Genomic DNA, 22,798 nt, shown 5'->3' on the forward strand with positions numbered 1-22,798 from the left:
ACCTGCCAGCCCCCGCTCCGAGGGGCCGCGGGTTCGAGGGGACAGGACCACACCCATGCATGTCATTGCGTTTGCGTCACAGAAAGGCGGATCGGGCAAGACCACGCTTGCCGGACACATCGCCGTCGAAGCCGAGTATCAGGAAGCAGGCCCCGTTGCCCTCATCGACACCGACCCGCAAGGCAGCCTGTCGCAATGGTGGAATGCCCGGGAAGAGGAACGCCCCTTCTTCGTCAGCCCCTCCAGCGAAGGTCTCGCCTCCGATCTGGAAAAACTGAGGCTGGGCGGGATCGAACTCGTCGTGATCGACACGCCGCCCGCCATCACCGCCACGATCCATCACGTGATCGAGCAGGCCGACCTCGTGGTGATCCCGACCCGGCCAAGCCCGCACGACCTGCGCGCAGCGGGCGCCACCGTCCAGATCTGCGAGGAACTGGGCAAACCGCTGGCCTTCGCGCTCAATGGCGCCAGCCCCAGGGCCCGGATTACCACCGAGGCGGCGATCGCGCTCTCCCAGCACGGCGCCGTGGCCCCGTCGATTATCCACCAGCGAATCGATTTCGCATCTTCTATGATCGATGGTCGAACCGTTCGCGAAATCGGCTCCAACACCAAATCGCCCGACGAAATTGCCGGGCTGTGGGGGTTTCTCGCGGACCGGCTGGCCGGCAGGGAGACGTCGCCTCTGACCTCTACCGCGTCGGCTTTTAGCGATGCATTGAGGGGAGCTGCCTGAAATGGCGAAAAAGCCCGCTTCTCTGACCGGCGATCTGCTGGCCCGCAAAGGGGAAGCAAGACCCTCCGACCTGAAGCCCGTCAATGACGAAGGGCCTCAAGGCGCGGATATTTCAGTCCTGCCCGGACGTCAGCCTCATCTGGAAGGTATTGGCGTCAAGGGTCAGGTTTCCACTACGCTATCCCCGGAAGAACCGGTGGAAAGCGGGGGCTCGGAAGAGATGGCCAGTGAAGATGACGGCGCGCGGCCCAGCCCGCCCGAGCCGGAAATCATCTATACCCCGGAAGACCACGAAACCGGCAGCCGGACGAAACTTGTCGCCGGCGCCTTTATTGGCGTCGCGCTTCTGGGCGGCGTCCTGCTCGCACTGATGTTCAATGGCGGCGACCGCGGGACCGCGCCCGTTCTGCCGCAGGAAACCGACGGCGCTTCCGGCGCCGGGCAAGCCGCGTCCGAGACGGCATCCAGGGCCGATGAGCCCGCGGTGGCGGTGGAAACAGTGCCGGCCGGGACCGACGCAGCTCCGGAAACGCAGGCGGCGGCACCTGCCGAGAGCCTGGCCGACATCGAAGTCGCTACGCTACGCAGCACGACGGCGGAAGAAACGGCCGAAACAGCCGGTCCCGACGCAGCAGCAACAAGCGACCCCGCCCTCGAGCCGGCCCCGGCCGCAGCGACGCCTGCGGCAACCGAACCGGCCGCCCGGACGGAAAATTCCGCGCCCGCTCCTGATCCGGCAACGCCGAAAACCGCCGAGGCCGAAGCGGAAGCCACAGTGGCGCCGGCCGCCCCCGTTGCCGCAACCGGCGGGAACTGGGTCGTGCAGCTTCTCGCCTCCCGCAGCGAAGCGGATGCGAAAGCCGCCTGGCAGACCCTTTCGACCAGGCATGGCTCCATTCTCGGCGGACATGGGCTCGACATCCAGAAAGCCGATCTGGGCGACAAGGGCACGTTCTTCCGCGTCCGCGCCGCCGGTTTCGAGACCAAGGCGGCGGCGGCCAAAGCCTGCGGCGCCCTCAAAGGCGCCGGACAGGACTGCCTGGTCCGCCAGCGCTGAGAACGACATCATCGGAAAACGGGAACGGGGCCTTCGGGCCCCGTTTTCATGTCGGCGTCCTCTCTCCGGGGGCGTTTGCTTCCGTCGGGCCGCGGTGTAGTGTCCGGCCATTGCCATTCACGATATCTGACCGGACACCACATGATCGAAGCTGTTATCTGGGATTTCGGCGGCGTGCTGACTTCCAGCCCGTTCGAAGCCTTCAACCGCTATGAGCGCGAGCGGGGCCTGCCCGCCGATTTCATCCGCTCCATCAACGCGACCAATCCCGACACCAATGCCTGGGCGCTGTTCGAGCGCAATGAAATCACGCTGGACGAGTTCGACAGGCTTTTCCTCGAGGAAGCGCAAGGCAGAGGACATGAGGTGACGGGCCGCGATGTCGTCTCGCTGCTGTCGGGCGACATTCGCCCGGAAATGGTGACCGCGCTTACCCGCTGCAAGGAACGAGCGAAAGTCGGCTGCATCACTAATAATGTCTCGGCAGGCGAAGGCGCCGGAATGGCGCGCTCGGCGGACAAGGCGGCGGCAGTATCGGAGGTTATGTCGCTTTTCGACCATGTGATCGAAAGCTCGAAGGTCGGCATTCGAAAACCCGATCCGCGCATCTACGAGATGGCCTGCCAGGCGCTTGGCGTCGATCCGGCGAAATCCGTCTATCTGGACGATCTCGGCATCAACCTGAAACCCGCCCGCGCCCTCGGCATGACCACGATCAAGGTGCTGAATGCCGAACAGGCGCTGGAAGAACTCGAAGCTGCCGTAGGGTTTGCGCTGCGGTAACGCGGCCCGGCAGGCTGTTCTTGAGCGGCAGGCCCCGACAGGCCTAGTCTTCTCCCAAAAGAAAAGGTCACTGGGAGGAGACCCGTTATGCTGCGACCTCAGGCGGAGGCCGTCGATCTCGACGGCAAGCCCGATCTCAAGAACCCCGATCTCTATCTGACGGATGATTTCCACGAGATCTTCCGCGCCTTGCGGGCGGAAGAACCGGTCTACTGGAACCCGGAAGCCGACAGTTCGGGCTTCTGGGCCGTTACCCGATATGACGACATCGAGACGATCTCGAAGAGCCCGAAAATCTTTTCATCCGCCAAGGATATGGGCGGCCACCGGATCTTCAACGAGAACGAAATCGACGAGAACGATACCGACGCCAGCATGATCTCGATGGATCCGCCGACGCATAATGCCTATCGGCGCATGGTCACGCCGGGTTTCGTGCCGAAGCGCATCTCCAACATGGAAGAGCGCATCCGCGCCCGCGTGACGCGCCTTCTCGACCGGATGCCCGCGACCGGCCAGACGGAATTCGTATCGGCGGTGGCGGCGGCGCTTCCCATCGAAGTGCTGGCGGAACTCTTCGGCGTCCCGTCGAGCGACGGACCCAAGCTTTTCGAATGGTCCAACGCGACAGTAGGCGAAGACGATCCCGAACTGCGCGTCTCCGATGAGTATATGCGCCAATGCGTCGGGGAAATGGCGGGCTATGCCGCCGGCCTGTGGGAAGAGCGCCTGAAAAATCCGGGGGAAGACCTCATATCCATGCTCGCCCACTCGAAGGTCGATGGCGAGGCCATGACTTTCCCGACCTATATCGGCACCTTCATCCTGCTGGTCGTCGCAGGTAACGAAACCACCCGGAATTCGATCTCCGGCGGCCTTCAGGCCCTGTCGCAGTTTCCCGATCAGCGCCGCAAGCTGCTCGAAGATCCTTCGCTCATCCCGAGCGCGGTTCAGGAAATCGTGCGCTGGGTCAGTCCGGTGCTGCATATGAGGCGCACCGCGACGGAGGATGTCGAACTCGGCGGCAAGGAGATCAAGGCCGGGGACAAGGTGGTGATGTGGTACTGCTCCGCCAATCGCGACGAGGCGAAGTGGCAGGACCCCTATACTTTCGACGTCACACGCTACGCGATGGGCGATGCGCCGACCCAGCTCGGTTTCGGCGCGGGGCAGCATTTCTGTCTCGGGTCGCGGCTGGCCGAGCTGCAGCTCAAAGTGCTGTTCCAGGAACTGCTGACGCGGTTTCCCGATATCGAGGTCGACGGGCCGGTACGGCGGCTGCGTTCGAACTTCATTTCCGGGATCAAGGAAATGCCGGTGCGTTACACGCCTTCCGCCTGACCGGCGAAAACAGCCCGCCGGACACGGAAAAGGGCGCAGAGAGGTTTCTCTCTGCGCCCTTCCCGAATGCGGGATCTCTTGTCCTAGTGGCCGAGCCGAGCGGCCGCGCGCTCCTTGGCAGACGCGGATTCGCTGGCGCTCAGGCCCACTTCCTTGGCAAGCGTCTCGATCATCACGGTTTCCATCCGGTGCAGCGTACCGTCGGACAGAGCCACTTCCCAGAGCATCTCGACGACCTGGCCGCGCTCTTCCTGATTGAAGCCTTCCTGAACGGCCTTGGTGAAGATGTATTCGCCCATGCCGACCTTGGCGCGCTCCTCGGCGACCTTCAGAAGATCGGCCGCCTCATCGGCATTGAGCGTGAAATGTTCGGTGATGGCCCGCTTGATCGCCTCGCGCTCTCCATCGGTGAAATCGCGGTCGCGGCCCGCGGCCTCAACGAGCAAGGCTGCCGCCGCCAGCTGCTTGGCCTCCGGGCTCATGGGCACGTTCCCGGTTGTCGTCAGGCCCTTTTGAAGGGCGTTGCGGATCTTCTCAAACATTTTGTCTTCCCCTGCTGGCGCGACCGTCTTCAAAGGCGCGGCCTCTTCCTTTTTGGGGGCAGACTAGAGCAGATCGCCGCCGGATGGAATCGCTAAGCAGGCCCGGCCGGCCGGGAAATCCGTCCGCTCTCGCCACGCACACCAGCTTCAAAAAAAGAAAGGCCGCTACCGGAACCCCGGCAGCGGCCCAAATTGACGCATGGTCCTAGTTAGTGGGCCATAATGTTCTTTTTCTTCTGAACGGCCCGGCCACGCGGCAAAATCAGATCCAGAACCACTGCCAGCGAAGGCAGGAGCGCAATCGCCATCACCATGTTGATCATGAACATGAAGGCGAGAAGCAGGCCCATATCCGCCTGGAACTTGAGGTCCGAGAAGGCCCAGGTAGACACACCGATCGCCAGAGTGAGCGCGGTGAAGAAGACAGCCATGCCGGTTTCTTCCAGCGCGCGCTGGAAGCTGTCGGTCATGTTCAGCCCCTCGGCCAGATGGAACTGGATACGGTTATAGATGTAGAAGGCGTAGTCCACGCCGATACCCACCGCCAGCACCATCACCGGCAGGGTCGCCACGGTCAGACCGATTTCGAGGACCTGCATGAACCAGTACCCGAAGAAGGTCGCGAAGGTGAGCGGTACGCAACAGGCGATAACGGCCCGCCAGTCGCGATAGGTCAGGGTCACGAGCGCGATGATGGCGGCATAGACCCACATCATCATCGGAAGCTCGGTCTCTTCCACTTCCTCGTTCACGGCCGCCTGCACACCCATATTGCCGGAAGCCAGACGCAGATTGACGCCTTCCATATGATGTTTGGCGCGCCAGTCCTTTACCCCGGCCACGACCCCGTGAATGGTCGTCGCCTTGGAGTCCTTCAGATAGATCATGTGGGGCATGACCGTGCACTCCTGATTGAAGAGCGCACTGGCATTGGGAACGGTGTTGGCCGCCTGGGCAAGGGCCGCGCGGTCACGCGGAATGTCCTTCCATTTCAGATTGCCTTCGTTCCAGCCCGCGGCCGAGCCCTTGATCGCGAAGGGCAGCGACCCGACCGCCGTCACGCCGGGCACGTTCTGCATCGCCCAGGAGAAACGGTTCAGGAACTCCATGATCGGATAGCTCACACAGCCGTCGGCGGGCGTTTCGACCACCACGGTGAGCACGTTGAGGCCCAGCGCGTACTGATCCGCGATGGCCCGGCTGTCCACGTTGTAGCGTGCGTCCGACCGAAGCTCGGGGGCACCGGCATGAAGCGCGCCGACATGACGCTGACTGCCCTTGTACACCGCATAGCCCAGAAGCACCGACGAGGCGCACAGGATGATGACCGAGACCCTGGGCTGCGCCACCTTGCCGATGACGCGCATCAGCTTCAGCCGCGTTTCGCGCGCTTTCTGGACGCGATGGGTGAAGTTTTCCGGGAAACGGAAATAGCTCACCAGGAGCGGCAGCATGACGAGGTTGGTGACGATCTTGAGCGCCACACCGATGGAGGCGGTAATGGCGAGTTCACGGATCATCGGCACCGGAATCAGGTAGAGCGTGCCGAAGCCCACAAGGTCGGTGATCAGCGCCATGGAGCCCGGGATCAGCAGGCCGGAGAAACTCGATCGCGCCGCCTCTTCGGCACTCGCGCCGCTTGCCAGCTCCGCCGTGATCAGATTGATCTGCTGGATGCCGTGACTGACGCCGATGGCGAAGACGAGGAATGGCACCAGCACCGCCAGCGGATCGAGCCCGTAGCCCAGCACTTCCAGCAAGCCGAATTGCCAGACCACCGATGTCAACGAGGCAAACAGCGTGACGAAAGTGAGCTGGAAGGACTGCGAATAGAGATAGACCGACAGCGCGGTCAGAAGGAATGCGATGATGAAGAACTTCACCACCGATTCCGCGCCATCGGCGATATCGCCGATCATCTTGGCAAAGCCGATGATCCGGACGTTGAATTCGTCGTTCTCGTACTTATCGCGGATCTGCTTTTCGAGCTTGGCCGCAAGATCGAAATAGTCCAGACGCTTGCCCGTCGAGGGGTCGTAGTCCTGCAGTTCGGCGACCACCATGGCGGATTTGAAGTCGTCGGACACGAGCTTGCCGACGAAGCCGCCGCGAATGACGTTGCTCTGCACCTTCTTGAGGGCATCTTCCGTCATCGTATCCGCCGTCACCTTGCCGGAGATGACGTCGTCGGCGCTGATGCCGTATTCGGTGATTTCGATGTATCGGGTATTCGGCGTCCAGAGCGAGGTCACCGTCTGGCGCGCGACGCCGGGCAGGAAGAAGATGTCGTCTGTCAGGTCCTTGTAAACCTTGAAAAACTTCTTCGTCCAAACGGTGCCTTCGGTCGGCTCGAGCGTCACGATGATGCGGTTCGATCCGAAGAGCTGGTCGCGATACTGCTCAAAGGTCTGAATGTATTCATGGCCAAGCGGCAATTGCTTGTCGAAGCCTGCCGTCATGCGCAGGTTGAGCGCGTAATACCCGGTGATTGCCGTGGCGGCGACCAGCGCAAGCAGGATTACAGCACGAAGGCGAAAGACAAGGTTCTCAAGAAACTTAATCATTAGACTCTACCCGTTCCCCAGCCCGGCCCTCGTTTTGCGGGGCGCGGCGCTTCATCTGCGTACTGCCGGTCACCGCGGGATGGATCCGTTTTCCTCATCCAGACAAGGAAAACCTCTACCCATGCGCGGCACGACGGCCACTTCAATCTTTCGGGGAGATGCCGTTTCACGGACGAGCCATGAATGCGCCCCTTTCGAACGGTCACAAACGTCCCCCAAACCGGATCGGTACCGGCGCGGCAACATCGTTTCCGTCGATCGCAGGGGGATTTCCCCTCCCTCATGTGCCCGCCCTCTTTTCCTCCATGACCGCCTTCCCGGTCATTTTGCGGAGCGTTTGCACGCATTCTTATTAGCACAGGTTGAGTATTTTTGTAAAAGCCAAGCTTTCGGCTTCGGCTTTCCATCCGTCTTGCGCGAATAAACGTGACGGGTGCGTCATTTTGACCTTGACCCGCCTGCCCGGGCAATTATTCTTACTAGCAACAAAGTTGTAAGTCCGGCGCCGGAGAGGCGGCGGATTCATTAATTATGCGGGCGCGGTCTCCCTGGCGCCGCCCCGATCACTGGAGGGATCCATGACCGAAATCCGGCAGATTACGAAAGACGACGCCTACGATGCCGTGGCGCCCGAAGACTTCCCCGCGATGATGGACGTCGATCGCTACAACGCCCGCTCCACGGCGTTCGACAAGATCATCTCCGCGACGCATGACCATTTCTGGGATCCCCTCGACGAGAAGTACATCGACTTCACGGAAGGCTTCGATCTCGACAAGCAGATGGTGATGCCGGAAGAGCTCATGCCGGAACTCAAGCTGCCCTGCTTCGAGGCCCTTTCCGAAGAGCAGCGCGTGAAGTTCGCCAATCAGAGCGCGCGCTGGATGCTTTCCTCCATCCTGCATGGCGAAGCCGGTGCGCTGGCGCTTTCGGCCAGCCTCTGCCACATCCTCAAGGATCCGGGCGCGCAGGAATATGCGGCCAACCAGACACGTGAAGAAGCACGCCATGTGACGGCCTTCGCGAAATACATCCAGGCCCGCTGGGGCAAACCGCTCCCGGTCGGCTCCACGCTGGGCGGCCTCCTGACCGACATCGTGAATGCGCCGGAAGTCTACAAGAAGATCGTCGGCATGCAGATGCTGGTCGAAGGCCTTGCCATGGGCGCCTTCGCGACGCTTTACGCCAACTCCAACGATCCGCTGCTGGTGAAACTCACCCAGCTCGTCATGACGGACGAAGCGTTCCACCACAAGTTCGGCAAGATCTGGGCCGACCGGACCATCCCGAATCTCAGCGAAGACGAGCAGAACATCATCGAGGACTGGGCGGCGGAATGCTTCCAGACCCTGCTGTTCAACCTGGTGAACCCGGAACAGAAGCAGGTGATCTATGCCGAGTTCGGCCTCGACTGGGAGCAGGTGCAGGCCGAAATGCTGGAAGCCTTCACCGACGACGATCGCCGCGAGCACATGAAGGAAGGTACGAACATCTTCCGCGTTCTGATCAAGACCCTGCTCAAGGCCGGTATCATCACCGACCGCACCAAGGCCTTCTATGCCACCTATGTGGATATGGACGAGCTCAAGGACGAAGGCGAGCGCATGGTCGGCGACGACATTGCCGAAGAAGGCATCCGCTTCCTGCAGACGATCAATTTCGGCGCCAATTCCGACGCACTGAAAGACGTGACGATCTCCGCAGCCGAATAAGATCGCCGGTTGTTGCGCAGGCGGGACGGCATTTCCCTCCAGCCGGCCCGCTATCTCGATCCCCAAACGGCCCGCTTCGGCGGGCCGTTTTTGTTTTCGCGGGGAAATCCTCAGTCGAGGAAACGCTGCCGGGCCGCGAGTGCAAGGCCGGTCGCCACCGAGGTGAGTTCGCCGCTGCTTGCCAGCTTCTCTTTTCCGAAACGGTCTGCAAAAAGTTGCCGAACCGCCGGTATGAAAGAAGATCCGCCCGTCAGGAAAACGCGGTCTATGCGCAGCGGTTCCGTTCCCGTTTCCTCCAACAGGCCGTCGACGCATTCGGCAATGGCATCGAGCTCCGGCGCAATCCACGCCTCGAACTCGGGGCGCGCGACTTCCGCCTCGATATGGATCGGATCCGCATAGAAGCTGAAACGGGCCCGGTCTTTCGCCGAAAGTTCGATCTTGGTCGCCTCGACGGCCCGGCTCAATGCAAAGCCCTGTTCTTCTTCGATGAGATGGGCCAGGGCCGCCACTTCGTCGGCGGCCTCCGCCGTCCGGCCGATTTCGGCAAGCATTCGGCGCGTCTTGCCGGTGTTGATGAGGCTCAGTTCGTGCCAGCGCTTCATCGTCTCATAGGGCCAGGCGGGGACGGGCAACACCTTGCCCCCGCTTTCATAGGAGCTTCCTTTGCCAAGGCGCGGCGCAACGCAATGCTCGATCAATCGTGCATCGAAAGCATCGCCGGCAAGCCCCACGCCCGAAACGCCGATGATCGTTTCGCCACGCTGCCTGAGCCGGCGCGTATCGGGGCCGACATGAAGCAGACAGAAATCGCTGGTGCCGCCGCCGAAATCGCCGATGAGCACCAGCTCGTCGCGATCCAGCGAGGCCTCATAGGCATGGGCGGCGGCGACAGGCTCGAACTCGAAGTGCACATCCGGAATGCGGATACCGCGCAAGGCTTCGCCCAGCCGCTTCACAGCAAGCCGGTCATGCTCCGCATCCGGCACGCCGAGGCTGTTGCGGACGAAACGAGCGGGGCGGCCGACCACGACCGGACCCGACCGCATGGCCTCGTTCAGCGTATCGGTTTCCGCCGTCGCCTCGATCAACCGCGTGACGATGAAGCCAATGAGATTTTCAAGCGTATAGCGTGTGCCGAAGATATTGGTGGCGGTGAAGTTCGGATTGGCGAGATAGGATTTCACCGACTGAATGAGGCGGCCCTCGCCGCCCCTTTCCAGATAGGCGTCCATTGCGGCAGACCCGGCAAAGGCATGCAGGTTGCCATTGGTCTCCCGCTCGTCATTGTCGAAATAGAGGATCGAGCGGAAGGTATCGAGCGCCGCGCCCTCATGTCGAACCGGGACCAGCCGCGCAGGGCCTTGCGCGGACGCAACCGCCAACGCGCTGTTGGTCGTCCCGAAATCGAGACCGATAAACATGAAATCACCTCGTATCCGTCTGACCGGCCGGAGGACTGTCCGCCGGTCACAGCAATACTTTTCAAGGGTTCCCGGGGGTCCGGAAGCAAAGGGCCGCGACGAATACAGAAGATAGCCGCTGCTGTCGAGGGTTTTCGGGCACCTGCCTCACCCTGCGCAAAATGACGCACCCGTCATTTTTATATTGTGTGTGCGGCGCACAAATACCCACACTCCGATTGTGAGATTTCGCCGGTAAGGAATATGCGGAACCGGCCGATCGACGCCTTACTGGATGCACAGGAGTGACAACGCAATGACCGACGTCCGCCAGATTACCAAGGACAACGCCTATGACGCCGTCTCGCCCGACGACTTTCAGGCGATGATGAACACGGAGCGCTATAACCGCCGCTCCAGCGCTTTCGACAAGATTATCTCCGCGACCCACGATCACTTCTGGGACCCCGTGGATCCGCGCTATATCGACTTCTCCGAGCCCTTCGATCAGGAAAACGAAATGATGATCGATCCGGAGCTGGTGCCGGAGCTGAAGCTCCCTTGCTTCGAAGCGCTGTCGGAAAAGGAAAAGGTCCGGTTCGTCAACGAGACGGCGCGCTGGATGATGTCGGCGATCCTGCATGGCGAGCAGGGCGCGCTGAACCTGTCCGCCTCGCTCTGCCACATCCTGCTCGATCCCGGCGCACAGGAATATGCCGCCAACCAGGCCCGTGAAGAGGCCCGCCATGTGACGGCGTTTGCGAAATATGTGCAGGCACGTTTCGGCAAGCCGCTTCCCTGCGGCGAGACGCTGGCGAACCTTCTCTCCGAGATGGTCAATGCCAAGGAAGTCTACAAAAAGATCGTCGGCATGCAGCTTCTCGTCGAGGGTCTGGCCATGGGCACCTTCGCGACCTTCTTCAATACGGCACGCGATCCGCTGCTGGTGAAGCTTTGCCAGCTTGCCATGACCGACGAAGCCTTCCACCACAAGTTCGGCAAGATCTGGGCCGACCGCACCATTCCAAAGCTCTCGCAGGACGAGCGCGACATCATTGAGGACTGGGCGGCGAACGTCTTCCAGACACTGCTCTTCAATCTGGTGAACCCGGAACAGAAGAAGCTCATCTATGCCGATTTCGGCCTCGACTGGGAACAGGTTCAGGCCGAGATGCTCGAAGCGGTGACGGACGAAGACCGCCGCGAAGGCATGAAGGACGCGGCCAACGTCTTCCGCGTACTGGTGAAGACGCTGCTCAAGGCGGGCATCATCACCGACCGCACCAAGGCCTTCTATGCCACCTATGTGGACATGGACGAGTTGAAGAACGAGGACGATCGCATGGTCGGCGACGATATCGCCGAGGCGGGTATTTCTTTCCTCCGTACCGTGAATTTCGGAAAGAAGAACCCGATGGCGAGTGCCGCGGCCGAATAGATCCGGTTCTGCCGGCATCCGCCCGACAAAGAAGGCGGGGTCATCAGGGAACACTTCAGGCGGCCACCGGAAACGGTGCGCCGCCTCTTCTTTTGCCGTAGCGGGCGGGGCTCACTAGACTGACGCCCATGGACATCGATTCAAGACTGACAGGCCTGCCCGACATACCGGATCTCCCCCCGGGTGAGCCCCGGCTTGTGGCCGAGGGCCTGTGGAGCAGCATCTACCGGCTCGGCGACGGGAGCCTTTTGAAGCTCGTACGCCGAACGGGCGGAGGCCTCGGGTCGGGGGAAGCGATCTTCCGCCGCGAGGCGATCGCCTATGAGGCGCTTACCGGCACAGAGGGTACGCATTTCTCATTGCCCCGCCTTCTCGGCCATGGCGACCTGGAAGGCGGCGGCAGCCTCCATGCCGGATGGCTTCGCATGAGCGCCTTCGAAGGCGCCCCGCTGCAGGCGGACCGGCTCGTCTTTGCCCCTGCCCAGACACGGGATGCGATCGGCGAGCGGGTCGGCGCGGCTATCGCGGAATTTCACGAGACGGCAAGCCGGATCGCGACAGAGGCCGGCCTCAAGCTCGGCGACACGGTCGGCCGTTCCATCGGCCTGGCCGCGCACCGGATGGGCCAGCCCGACGAACGTCTCATGGCGAAGCGGCTGGCCGATGCCTGGGCGGCGGAAATCGAAACGGGACCCCTTGTTTTCGTGCATGGCGATCTCAACCTGTCGAACATCCTCGGCGAGCCGGAGACGCATCGGCGGCAGGCGCAGGCGGAGCCCCTCGGGCTGGTCGATCTGGCCGAAAGCGGCTGGTCGCTACCCGAAGCGGATTTCCGGCATCTGGAGAATTTCGGCCCGATGGGCGAAGCGGTGCTGCGGGGTTATGAGGCACGGGCGGACCGGGATGTATCGATGAAGCGCAGCCGCATGGCGATAGCAGCCAATGCGCTTTGCACGCTTGCCATCGAGGGGCATTCCGGCCATCCGCGAGAAGGAATGCGGCGACGCGCCGCGCTGGTTCATGCGATGGAAGCGGCCGGGATCGCATAAAATACCGCCATGGCGAAAAACGACGACATTCCGGAGAGCGAAGACGACGCCTTCATGCTGTTCGACGGGCGGCAATCGCCAACCGCGGCGGCGGTTCAGCGCGGGTGCGGCCGCCTCATCGCGCAGATGGGGTTCGTCGCGGCAACGGAAATCCCGCTTGCGACGGGACGGCGCGTCGACATCATGGCGCTCGGCCCGAAAAACGAGATCCATGTCTTCGAGATCAAATCGAGCCTTGCCGATTTCCGTGCGGATTCGAAATGGGAAGATTATCTGGCGTTCTGCGACCGCTTCTATTTTGCCGTCCCGCCCGAGTTTCCCCAAGAGGTTCTGCCGGAAGAAGTCGGGCTCGTGGTCGCCGACCGGTATGGTGCGGAAATATTGCGGGACTCCCCGCATGACCCGCTGTCCGCCGCGAGACGCAAGAAACTGACGCTGCATTTTGCGCGCATCACCGCGCGGCGCGTCCACCGGTTTCTCGACCCGGAAGACCTGTGAAATCCAACCTGTGAAACCTATTTGGGCGCGCGCTTGGCGAGGATGCGCTGCAGCGTGCGCCGATGCATGTTGAGACGGCGTGCCGTCTCCGACACGTTGCGGTCGCAAAGCTCATACACACGCTGGATATGCTCCCAGCGCACACGGTCGGCCGACATCGGATTTTCGGGCGGATCGGCGTGATCGGCGCCCTTGGCGAGAAGGGCGGCCTCGATCATGTCCGCATCGGCCGGCTTGGACAGGTAATCCGCCGCGCCGAGCTTTACCGCGGTAACGGCGGTGGCGATATTCCCGTAGCCCGTCAGCACCACGATACGAGCTTCGGGACGTGCCTCCTCCAACGCTTCCACGACATCGAGACCGTTTCCGTCTTCCAGGCGCATATCCACCACGGCATATCCGGGTTTCATCGTCCGGGCGAGGCCCTTGCCTTCTTTCACCGTATTCGCCGTACTGACCTGAAAACCGCGGGTTTCCATGGCACGGGCCAGGCGATTCAGAAACGGCACGTCGTCGTCGACGAGCAGAAGCGTCTTGTCTTCGGGCAGAAACGGCATCTCGCCGGGGGCGTTGTCTTCAGTCTCGGGCACGTCTTGCGATCTCCAAATCAGATGGTCAGACTTTAGGCTTTCAGCACCGCCAAGCCAAGACAGGGCTTTCCCTTACTCGCCCCCCTCCGCGCGCTCGGGAAAGGCAGGGTCCGCCTCGATGAGATGGCGGGGCCAGGCCACATATACCCGCGCGCCCCGGGGGCCATCCTCTCGATTGCCGATATGGACGGTGGCGCCTGTGCGCTCCAGCAGAGTCTTGCCGATGAAGAAACCAAGCCCCATCCCCTGATGGGAATGTTCCGGATCGGCGGGCGCGCCCTTGCGCCGGGGCCGCGTCGTGACATAGGGCTCGCCCAGCCGCTCCAGCACGTCCGGCCCGAAACCGGGGCCATCATCCACGATTTCCACCGCGATTTCTTCCGGCGAGTAGCGCGCGGTCACGGTCACTTCGTTCTCGGCGAAATCGGCAGCGTTCTCGACGAAATTGCCCAATCCGTAGAGCACTTCGGGCCGGCGCCAGAGATCCGGCTCCTCGCCATCGGCTTCGTCGCTTTCCACATCGAGGCGGAAGCCCACATCCATGTCGCTATGCGGCCGCACGACCTCTTCCAGCAGGGCATGAAGCGGCAGGCGTGAATAGATCATGTCGTCCGCGCTGGGGCGGCGGGACAGGCGCGAAAGAATTTCCCGACAGCGTTCGGCCTGGCTTGCGATCAGGCGAAGGTCTTCCTTCATTTCCTCGTCGCTCTGTCCACCACGCTCCAGTTCGCGCGAGACGAGAGAGATGGTGCCGAGCGGCGTGCCGAGTTCATGCGCCGCCGCCGCGGCAAGCCCGTCCAGCGCGGAGAGACGCTGCGCCCGCGACAACACCGCCTGCGTTGCCGCCAGCGCGGCGGACATATGCCGCGATTCCTGCGCGACCCGCCAGGCATAGGCCGCCATAAAGGCGAGCCCGATGGTGAGCGATGTCCAGATACCGATGATGTAGAGGCGGGGAAGCACGAGCGTTTCGCCGTTCACCCAGGGCAGCGGCATATGCACCGTGGCAAGCGCCGTCACATAGACCAGCGCCAGCAGGAGGAGGGCAATCGTGGAGCGCAGCGAAAGCGTGGTCGCGGAAATGGTGACCGGCGCCATGAAAAGAAGCACGAAGGGGTTCTGCAAACCTCCGGTCAGGAAGAGCAGCACGGCAAGCTGCATCAGGTCGATGGCGAAATAGACCGCTGCCTGCCAGTCCGGCAAACGCATCACACTGCGATAGCGCAAGGTAAGAAAGACGTTCAGCCATGCCGAGGCGGCGATCACCGCCAGACAAAGGCCCAGCGGCAGCGGGAAACCCAGAACCAGATTGACGATCAGCACGGCGGCGAGCTGTCCCGCAACCGCCATCCAGCGCAGGACGACCAGCGTCTGCAGGCGAATTCGCGCACTGTCCCCCGCTTCGGGCAGGCCGCCGGACAGAAAGGTCCGGCGAAGCCAGTTCATGCTGCTGCGGTCCGCCATCACGTCCTCCATGCGGCGCCCGGACAAGCTGTCGTCCGGGCTCCTTCAAACCGTTCCGTTGACGATCTTTCTGCCGCAGCGAGGGCGGAAGGTCCAGAGGACCGATTGTCAGGGGCGGGAAACTCAGCGGTTGGAGGGCCAGTCGCCGGCGAGGGGACGGGTTTCCCCGATACGCATGATCCAGAGATCGTCGCGCTCATAGCCGCCATTGGTGCCGGCCAGCATGAAGCGCGCCGGCGGCTCGAAGGGCGGCTCGATGGTCAGGAGGACCGTGCCCCAATGCATGCCGACCAGGCGGGCGGCCTTCAGCTCCCGGCCCATCCGCACGGCTTCTTCCGGCGTGGCATGGGAGGCATGCATCATCTCCCGCGGGGCATAGGCGCCGATCCCGAGCAGGGCCGTGTCGAAGGGGCCGTATTTTTCGCCAAGCTCCTCGAAGATCGGCCCATAGGCACTGTCGCCGCCGAAAAAGAGGTGATGATCCCCGGTCTTGAAGGCGAATCCCGCCCAGAGCGTGCGATTGGTGTCCCAGCCGCTGCGGCGCGACCAATGCACCACCGGCAGCGCGGTGACGGCCAGCCCATCGAGTTCGTGGCCCTCATGCCAGTCCAGCTCCACGACATTGGCAAAACCGCGTTCCCGGAAGAAATCGCCGAGACGCAGCGGCACCAGCACGGTCATGCGCTCCTTGCCCGGCAACTGGGCCAGCGCGCGTTCGTCCAGATGGTCGTAGTGGTTGTGGCTGATGACCAGAAGATCGATGGGCGGCAGGGCGGAGACGGGAACGCCGGCCTTCACGAAACGCCGGGGCCCGACGCCTTTCGGCCCCGCATAGGTGGTGAGATAAGGGTCGGTCAGAATGGTGTAGCCGCCCATACGGATGAGGAAGCAGGCGTGGCCGACCCAGGTCAGGAAATCGCGATCCCCCTCCGCATAGTCGGCCAGCATACGCACCGCCTCGCCCCGCGGCACGACATGCCCGTCGGGAATGTCGACCTTCTTCGTGCCGAGCTTCATCATTTCGAGGAAATAGGGTCCGACATGCCTGAGCCGTTGCTTTCCGCCACGGTTTTCGCATCCCGGGGAATTGCGGAACGTGCCATCCGGCAAATGGTGCCATGGCCGCTCGGACGAATGCTCCGAGGAGGCTCCGGCCGGCCCACCGCGCGCGGCCTCTCCCGTGCGCGCGGCACGGCGACGGGCAAAGCCGGTAGGGCGGAAGGTTTTCCTGGTGGAACTCATAACAGTTCTAAAAATAGGGAGCGCAAGGCTCTATTTCACCCCCGGCACCGCTCCTTCCCTTCGGCGCAGAAGCCGACAATCAGGATCCTGCTTTTTCCAGCAGCGCGACGATGTCGGAAAAATGGTTCTCACGGGCAAGATCCAGCGCCGTGCGTCCGGTGACGTCGGATTCCTCTATATAGGCGCCATGCTGGATCAGCGCCGCCACGACATCGGTGTGATGGGCCCGCGTCGCGATCAGCAAAGGCGCATCGCGGTCGGGGCCGTATCGATCGGGATCGGCGCCGTCGCGCAGCAGCATCTGTACGATATCGGCCCGCCCGCTCCTGGCCGCCGTCGACAGCGCCGTATCTCCGTCGGGCGAGCGGCGGTCGGGATCGGCGCCCGCGTCCAGCAGCATCCGGATCGCCCTGCCCTGCCCGTATTGCGCGGCGACCACAATGGCGGGAATACGGTCGCGGCCGCTCTCATTGGGCGAAACGCCGATGTTCAACTGGCGTCGAAGCTCCTCCAGATCGCCGACCCGGGCGGCTTCGATCATGTCATTGTCCTTGATGATCGCGCTGGGTGCACCGGGCGGGGCGGCGTGGGCGCCAGGCGTTGCCTGCGGCAAAACGCTCGCCGCGAGCCCCGTGCAAAGCGCCACGGACAGTGAGGCGGGGAGCGCACGCAAAAGGCGTATTGCAGCGGAAAGGGAATTGCGCTTGATGTTCGTCATGGCTGTCAGATGCTGTATCGGTGTGCGAACCGGCCCCCGGCACGGATTTATTCCCGCTGCCGGGCTGGTATGCGAAACTGTTGTCGCATTATACCCAATTCACGCCGCTTGTCCGCAACCACCGGAACACCGGTATCCGGCAGGGCCGGACTTCAATCCAGGACATCAAGGGAGGATCGAATGAGCCGTACGGGATGGATTTTGACGTTGGGCGCCCTCATCGTCGCCGCCGGTATCGGCTACTGGCTCTCAGGCCATCTCCCCGGCGGGGAGGTCTCGAGGGGTGCCAACGGCCAGCCCGTGGTCTCCACCGGCACCCCGCAGATCGGCGGCCCCTTCGCCCTCGTGAACCAGGACGGGCAACCCGTCACCCAGGACAGTTTCGACGGAAAGTACCTGCTGATCTATTTCGGCTTTACCTATTGTCCCGACGTCTGCCCGACGGACCTTGCCAAGATGGCCGCTGCGATGGATGCGCTGGGCGAGGACGCGGAGAAGGTGCAGCCCATCTTCATCACCATCGACCCGGAACGCGACACGCCCGAGCAGATGAAGCTCTACATCGAGCAATTCGACCCCCGGCTCGTCGGGCTGACGGGAACGCCTGACCAGATTGCGACCGCGGCGCAGGCCTATCGCGCGCAGTATGACAAGGTGAAGGACCCCGGCGCGGCGGGCGGCTACACGATGGAGCACACGCCCTATATCTATTTCATGAGCCCGGACAATGAATTCCTCACCTTCTTCGTCGGCACCAGCGTCACGCCGGAAGACATGGCCAAGGCGATAAAGGCGAAGATGGAGTGAGGCCGGCACCCAGAACAGGTCAGCCCTGCTACCCTATCTGCGGGATCGTCCGCCGACGCATGATTTGAATCACCGTCTTGACCCGACGCCGCGCGCTGCCTATCTTCGCCACATGAACGCAACGCGCCACATCGCTGTTCTCGGCCTGGACCTTCCGCTTCTGCGGACGGGCCTTCTTGCGCGCGCGCTGCTCTGCGCTTGAGCGCAGAAAACATCCCCTTCCGACATATCCAGTCCATCCGTTCGTTTATCGCCGCCGGCGCGGCGCAACCCTCTTGCAATATCTTCATTGCATGATGGGTGCGCGGCGAATTGGCCGCCGAATATCGAGAAGAACCATGCTGCAAGACCCAAGCCGAAAATACAGGGCATTCAAGCCGATCGAATTGTCCGATCGCCAATGGCCCAGCAAGACGATCACCACGCCCCCGATCTGGATGAGTACGGACCTCCGGGACGGCAATCAGGCGCTTTTCGAGCCGATGAATGCCGAGCGCAAACGCGCCATGTTCGAGCTGCTGGTGAAAATCGGCTTCAAGGAGATCGAGGCGGGCTTTCCGTCTGCCAGCGACACGGATTTCAACTTCATCCGTGAGCTGATTGAACAGGGCAAAGTGCCCGACGACGTTCGCGTGGAAGTGCTGACGCAAGCGCGGCCCGAACTCATCTCCCGCACCATGGAGTCCCTGCGGGGCGCAAAGAACGCCATCGTGCATGTCTATAATGCGACGGCGCCGAATTTCCGCGATGTCGTGTTCAACCAGGGCAAGCAGGGCGTCAAAGCCATTGCGACCGAGGCCGCGCACCAGATCAGGGAGCTTGCCGCCGGACAACCCGAGACGAACTGGACCTTCCAGTACAGTCCGGAAGTCTTTTCCGGCACCGAACTCGACTTCGCCAAGGAGGTCGTCGATGCGGTGACGGAGATATGGAACGCCTCGCCCGACAACAAGGTCATCGTGAACCTGCCGGCGACGGTGGAGATGGCCTCGCCCAATGTCTATGCCGATCAGATCGAATGGATGCACCGGAATCTGGAACGGCGCGACGGGATCATCCTCTCGGTCCACCCGCATAATGACCGCGGTACGGCGGTGGCCGCCGCAGAACTCGCCGTGATGGCGGGCGCGGACCGCGTGGAAGGCTGTCTCTTCGGCAATGGCGAACGCACGGGCAATGTCGACCTCGTCACGCTGGCGCTCAATCTCTACAGCCAGGGTGTGCATCCGGGTCTCGACTTTTCGCAGATCAACGAGATTGCGCGCACGACGGAATATTGCACCCAATTGCCGATCCACCCACGTCACCCTTATGTGGGCGATCTGGTGTTCACCGCCTTTTCCGGTTCGCATCAGGATGCGATCAAGAAAGGGCTCGGCGCGCGCAAGAAAGAGGAGCAGGTTTGGGACGTGCCCTACCTGCCGATCGACCCGCGCGATGTGGGCCGCACCTACGACTCGATCATTCGCGTGAACAGCCAATCCGGCAAGGGCGGCATCGCCTATCTGCTGGAAACCGAATACGGACTTTCCATGCCACGGCGGCTTCAGGTGGAATTCAGCTCCGCCGTGCAGAAATACACCGACCTCACCGGCCAGGAAGTCCGAGCCGCCGACATCTGGCGCATCTTCGAAGAAGAGTATCTGAATGCGACAGAGCCCTTCGAATATGTGGGCCACACGCTCTTCGACGAAGGCGGTAAGCAGGGCGTGAAGATGCGCGTGAAACGGCATGGCAAGGAGGAAGAACTGACCGGGCTCGGAAACGGTCCCATCGATGCCGCCATGAACGCCCTCTCGGTCAACCTGCAGGTGCGCCAGTATGACGAGCACTCGCTCGGATCCGGATCGGACGCGCAGGCCGCCGCCTTTATTGAGGTCGGCGATCCGGATCATCCGGGTGACCTTTTCGGCGTGGGGCTCGACCCCAACATCATCACCGCCTCGCTGAAGGCGCTGGTGAGCGCGGCGAACCGGGCCGCCGCCCGTTAACCATTGCACAGACCCCGATGTGCCGGGCGGGACACAGTCCCGCCCGCGCCCCGGTTTCCGGAACATTCCGGCGTTTTCCCCCGCAAGATCTGCAAAATTGCTCTGCCGGGACATCCTGCGAAAAAATTGCGCTTGGACATAGCGCCGCAGACGCTTATTTTAGGGGTCATATTGCACTGCAGCATAGTGAACGGGTCCCGCCCGGGGCCGAAATGGCGGAAACGTCGGAGAGGTGAAGGCTTGCTGTACCACATCTACGAATTGAACCACGCCACCATGGCGCCCTATCGAGCCGCCGCCGAAATGGGGCTCTGGGCGCTGAGGCATCCGCTGAACCCTTTCGCCGAAACGCAGATGAACAAGACGATGGCCGCCGCCATCGACGTCTTCGAAAGCACGACGCGGCGCTATGGCAAGCCGCCCTTCGGCCTGCACGAGACCGTGATCGACGGCAAGAGCGTGCCGGTGCGGGAACGGGTGGTTTGGGAAAAGCCGTTCTGCAAGCTCGTGCATTTCGAACGCGAGCGAAAGGCGATGAAGAACACGATCCAGCCCAAAATGCTGATCGTCGCACCGCTGTCGGGGCACTATGCAACGCTCCTGCGGGGGACCGTCGAGACCATGCTGCCCCATTACGAGGTCTATGTGACCGACTGGGTGGATGCGCGCATGGTTCCCTTGTCCAAGGGCCGGTTCGACCTCGACGACTATATCGACTACCTCATCGACATCTTTCATGTGCTGGGGCCCGACGTACATGCGCTGGCCGTTTGTCAGCCGGCCGTGCCGGTCTTTGCGGCGGTAGCGGTGATGCATGACGACGACGATCCGCATGTGCCGCTTTCCATGACCTTGATGGGCGGTCCCATCGACACCCGCGAAAGCCCGACGGAAGTGAACCGCCTCGCGACGGAGCGCGGTACCGAGTGGTATGAACGCAATGTCGTGATGTCGGTTCCGTTTCCGCATCCCGGCGCCATGCGGTCGGTCTATCCCGGCTTCGTGCAGCTTTCCGGTTTCATGGCCATGAATCTCGACCGCCATGTAAGCGCCCATTGGGATTTCTTCGAGCATATGGTCGATGGCGACGGTGAAAGCGCGGAAAAGCATCGCGAGTTCTACGATGAATATCTCTCCGTCATGGACATGACCGCGGAGTTCTACCTTCAGACCGTCGATGCCGTCTTCGTTCAGCATGCACTGCCCAAGGGCGAGTTCATGCATCGCGGGCGCAAGGTCCGCCCGGAAGCGATCACCAAGACGGCCCTGATGACGGTGGAAGGCGAGAAGGACGACATTTCCGGCGTCGGCCAGACCAAGGCTGCGCACAAGCTGACCAAGAACCTGCCCGACGCCATGAAGGCGCATTGGGAACAGCCCGGTGTCGGCCATTACGGCGTCTTCAACGGTTCGCGCTGGCGCAACGAGATCGCCCCCAGGGTGCGCGCCTTCACCAGTCTCCACGCCGAACGGAAATAGGCGGCGCGCCCGCACGCCTCGCCATCACGCCGTGGCGAAAATCTGCGCCTCGTTGCGGAATGCCTTGAATTCCAGCGCATTCCCGGCGGGATCGTGGAAGAACATGGTGGCCTGCTCGCCGTGCTTTCCTTTAAATCGGATATGCGGCTCGACGACAAAGCCGATGCCGGCCTGTTTCAACCGCTCCGCCAGAGCATGCCACTCTTCCCATTCCAGGATGAGACCGAAATGCGGCACGGGCACCTCGTCGCCATCCACGGCATTGCGGTGCAGGGCGTCGCGCCGTTCGACCGCGCTGCGCGGCGCGAGATGCGCCACTATCTGATGACCATGCAAATCGAAGTCGACCCAATGCGTGTCGGAGCGTCCTTCCGGGCAGCGGAGAACGCCACCGTAAAAGGCGCGCGCCGCGGCAAGATCATCGACTGGGAAAGCAAGATGAAAACGTGGCATTCTATTCATGATTCGCTCTGCTTGATTCGTGGCGCGGGACGCGTATAACGCCGCTTCCGCATCCTCATCAAATCGCAGAATAAACCAGCGACATGCCGGGACGTAGTATCAGGTGAAATCGGCTCCGCTTCATATCGACTACATGCAGATCGACGGACGTAATGTGCCCGTTGCGATCCGGCATAATCCGCGCGCGCGGCGTATCATCGTGCGGGTGGATCTCGCCGCCGGTTCGGTCCAGGTGACCGCGCCGTCGAAAAGAAGTCTCGCACAGGCGCTTTCTTTCGCACGCGAACAGCGGGACTGGATTGCCGAACGCCTTGGTCAGGTTCCGCCGCCCGTGCCGTTTGTCGACGGGGCGATCATCCCTTTCAAGGGCGAAGACCATCTGATCCGTCATGTGTCCGATCCGGTCATGCGGCGGCGTTACGGGCCGGTCTGGCGCGTCGATGCGGAGGAGACCGGCGGGCTGCCGGAGATCCGGGCGACGGGCGCTGCCTCCTTCCTGCAGCGGCGCGTGGGCGACTGGCTGAAAGTGCAGGCGCGCGCGGAACTGAACGAACGCGCGCTTTACCATGCCGATCAGTTCGATGTGCGACCGTCGCGCATTACGGTGCGGGACACGACCACGCGATGGGGCTCATGCGCACCCAGCCGCGCGCTTTCCTTTTCCTGGCGGCTCATCATGGCACCGCCGCATGTCCTCGATTATGTCGCCGCGCATGAGGTGGCGCATATACGGCACATGAACCACGGTGCGCGTTTCTGGGCGCTGGTCCGTCAGGCGATCCCCAATTACGAAACCGCCAAGCGCTGGCTGGAGAACAGCGGACCGGGGCTTCACCGCTACGGCGCCGAACCGCTTGGCGTGTTCGCGGGTGATTTCGGCGACGGATCGCAAGCCGAAGCCGACGGCGGCGATTGAGAC

Annotated in this window: 20 protein-coding genes; 12 read left to right on the plus strand and 8 right to left on the minus strand. The window is 62.4% G+C overall.

Going from position 1 to position 22,798, the window contains the following annotated elements:
- Window positions 1-55: 55 nt before the first annotated feature.
- The 4 genes from FHS78_RS11975 to FHS78_RS11990 all read left to right on the plus strand — a co-directional run bounded on the left by FHS78_RS11975 (window position 56) and on the right by FHS78_RS11990 (window position 3,920).
- Window positions 56-739 carry a ParA family protein gene (locus tag FHS78_RS11975; protein WP_167094563.1) on the plus strand — a complete coding sequence of 228 codons (684 nt, stop codon included), beginning with the start codon at window positions 56-58 and terminating at the stop codon, window positions 737-739.
- A gap of 1 nt (window position 740) precedes the next feature.
- Complete coding sequence (locus tag FHS78_RS11980) at window positions 741-1,796, plus strand: SPOR domain-containing protein (RefSeq protein ID WP_167094565.1); 1,056 nt, start codon at window positions 741-743, stop codon at window positions 1,794-1,796.
- Window positions 1,797-1,937: 141 nt separating this feature from the next.
- On the plus strand, window positions 1,938-2,579 hold the full coding sequence (locus FHS78_RS11985) for an HAD-IA family hydrolase (RefSeq protein ID WP_167094567.1): 642 nt from the start codon (window positions 1,938-1,940) through the stop codon (window positions 2,577-2,579).
- An 87-nt stretch (window positions 2,580-2,666) separates the two neighbouring features.
- Window positions 2,667-3,920 carry a cytochrome P450 gene (locus tag FHS78_RS11990; protein WP_167094569.1) on the plus strand — a complete coding sequence of 418 codons (1,254 nt, stop codon included), beginning with the start codon at window positions 2,667-2,669 and terminating at the stop codon, window positions 3,918-3,920.
- Window positions 3,921-4,003: 83 nt separating this feature from the next.
- Here FHS78_RS11990 and FHS78_RS11995 read toward each other — a convergent pair whose 3' ends face one another.
- A complete protein-coding gene (locus FHS78_RS11995; RefSeq protein ID WP_167094571.1) occupies window positions 4,004-4,462 on the minus strand; it encodes a tellurite resistance TerB family protein in 459 nt (152 codons plus the stop codon).
- Between the two features lie 209 nt (window positions 4,463-4,671).
- The gene (locus FHS78_RS12000) at window positions 4,672-7,026 is read right to left on the minus strand and encodes an efflux RND transporter permease subunit (RefSeq protein ID WP_167094573.1); all 2,355 of its coding nucleotides are present in this window, start codon (window positions 7,024-7,026) and stop codon (window positions 4,672-4,674) included.
- A 578-nt stretch (window positions 7,027-7,604) separates the two neighbouring features.
- On the opposite strand from FHS78_RS12000, the gene FHS78_RS12005 reads away from it, so the two are divergent.
- Window positions 7,605-8,738, plus strand: coding sequence for a ferritin-like domain-containing protein (locus FHS78_RS12005; RefSeq protein WP_167094575.1), 1,134 nt, complete (start codon window positions 7,605-7,607; stop codon window positions 8,736-8,738).
- A 110-nt stretch (window positions 8,739-8,848) separates the two neighbouring features.
- Here the strand turns inward: FHS78_RS12005 and FHS78_RS12010 are convergent, their stop codons facing one another.
- A complete protein-coding gene (locus FHS78_RS12010; RefSeq protein ID WP_167094576.1) occupies window positions 8,849-10,162 on the minus strand; it encodes an Hsp70 family protein in 1,314 nt (437 codons plus the stop codon).
- A gap of 295 nt (window positions 10,163-10,457) precedes the next feature.
- On the opposite strand from FHS78_RS12010, the gene FHS78_RS12015 reads away from it, so the two are divergent.
- From FHS78_RS12015 to FHS78_RS12025, 3 genes are all read left to right on the plus strand, one after another.
- Window positions 10,458-11,579 carry a ferritin-like domain-containing protein gene (locus tag FHS78_RS12015; protein WP_167094578.1) on the plus strand — a complete coding sequence of 374 codons (1,122 nt, stop codon included), beginning with the start codon at window positions 10,458-10,460 and terminating at the stop codon, window positions 11,577-11,579.
- 128 nt (window positions 11,580-11,707) lie between these two features.
- A complete protein-coding gene (locus FHS78_RS12020; RefSeq protein WP_167094580.1) occupies window positions 11,708-12,628 on the plus strand; it encodes a phosphotransferase family protein in 921 nt (306 codons plus the stop codon).
- Between the two features lie 9 nt (window positions 12,629-12,637).
- Window positions 12,638-13,126, plus strand: a complete 489-nt coding sequence (locus FHS78_RS12025; RefSeq protein ID WP_167094582.1) for an MmcB family DNA repair protein — start codon at window positions 12,638-12,640, stop codon at window positions 13,124-13,126.
- Window positions 13,127-13,143: 17 nt separating this feature from the next.
- Here FHS78_RS12025 and FHS78_RS12030 read toward each other — a convergent pair whose 3' ends face one another.
- From FHS78_RS12030 to FHS78_RS12045, 4 genes are all read right to left on the minus strand, one after another.
- Window positions 13,144-13,683: an ActR/PrrA/RegA family redox response regulator transcription factor gene (locus FHS78_RS12030; RefSeq protein WP_167094749.1), complete on the minus strand. Its 540-nt coding sequence runs from the start codon at window positions 13,681-13,683 to the stop codon at window positions 13,144-13,146.
- Between the two features lie 105 nt (window positions 13,684-13,788).
- A complete protein-coding gene (locus FHS78_RS12035; protein ID WP_246220470.1) occupies window positions 13,789-15,180 on the minus strand; it encodes an ActS/PrrB/RegB family redox-sensitive histidine kinase in 1,392 nt (463 codons plus the stop codon).
- 123 nt (window positions 15,181-15,303) lie between these two features.
- Complete coding sequence (locus FHS78_RS12040) at window positions 15,304-16,200, minus strand: MBL fold metallo-hydrolase (protein ID WP_246220471.1); 897 nt, start codon at window positions 16,198-16,200, stop codon at window positions 15,304-15,306.
- Window positions 16,201-16,501: 301 nt separating this feature from the next.
- Window positions 16,502-17,140: an ankyrin repeat domain-containing protein gene (locus FHS78_RS12045; RefSeq protein ID WP_167094586.1), complete on the minus strand. Its 639-nt coding sequence runs from the start codon at window positions 17,138-17,140 to the stop codon at window positions 16,502-16,504.
- 180 nt (window positions 17,141-17,320) lie between these two features.
- On the opposite strand from FHS78_RS12045, the gene FHS78_RS12050 reads away from it, so the two are divergent.
- From FHS78_RS12050 to FHS78_RS12060, 3 genes are all read left to right on the plus strand, one after another.
- A complete protein-coding gene (locus FHS78_RS12050) occupies window positions 17,321-17,947 on the plus strand; it encodes an SCO family protein (protein WP_167094588.1) in 627 nt (208 codons plus the stop codon).
- Between the two features lie 338 nt (window positions 17,948-18,285).
- A complete protein-coding gene (gene leuA, locus FHS78_RS12055) occupies window positions 18,286-19,938 on the plus strand; it encodes a 2-isopropylmalate synthase (RefSeq protein WP_167094590.1) in 1,653 nt (550 codons plus the stop codon).
- A 240-nt stretch (window positions 19,939-20,178) separates the two neighbouring features.
- The gene (locus tag FHS78_RS12060) at window positions 20,179-21,417 is read left to right on the plus strand and encodes a polyhydroxyalkanoate depolymerase (RefSeq protein WP_167094592.1); all 1,239 of its coding nucleotides are present in this window, start codon (window positions 20,179-20,181) and stop codon (window positions 21,415-21,417) included.
- Between the two features lie 24 nt (window positions 21,418-21,441).
- On the opposite strand, the gene FHS78_RS12065 is transcribed toward FHS78_RS12060, so the two are convergent.
- Window positions 21,442-21,879 carry a VOC family protein gene (locus FHS78_RS12065; RefSeq protein ID WP_167094594.1) on the minus strand — a complete coding sequence of 146 codons (438 nt, stop codon included), beginning with the start codon at window positions 21,877-21,879 and terminating at the stop codon, window positions 21,442-21,444.
- Window positions 21,880-21,982: 103 nt separating this feature from the next.
- Between FHS78_RS12065 and FHS78_RS12070 the strand changes: the two genes are divergently transcribed.
- The gene (locus FHS78_RS12070) at window positions 21,983-22,795 is read left to right on the plus strand and encodes a YgjP-like metallopeptidase domain-containing protein (RefSeq protein WP_167094596.1); all 813 of its coding nucleotides are present in this window, start codon (window positions 21,983-21,985) and stop codon (window positions 22,793-22,795) included.
- The last annotated feature ends 3 nt before the right edge of the window (window positions 22,796-22,798 follow it).

It is taken from the genome of Parvibaculum indicum, assembly GCF_011762095.1.
Lineage (GTDB): Bacteria > Pseudomonadota > Alphaproteobacteria > Parvibaculales > Parvibaculaceae > Parvibaculum > Parvibaculum indicum.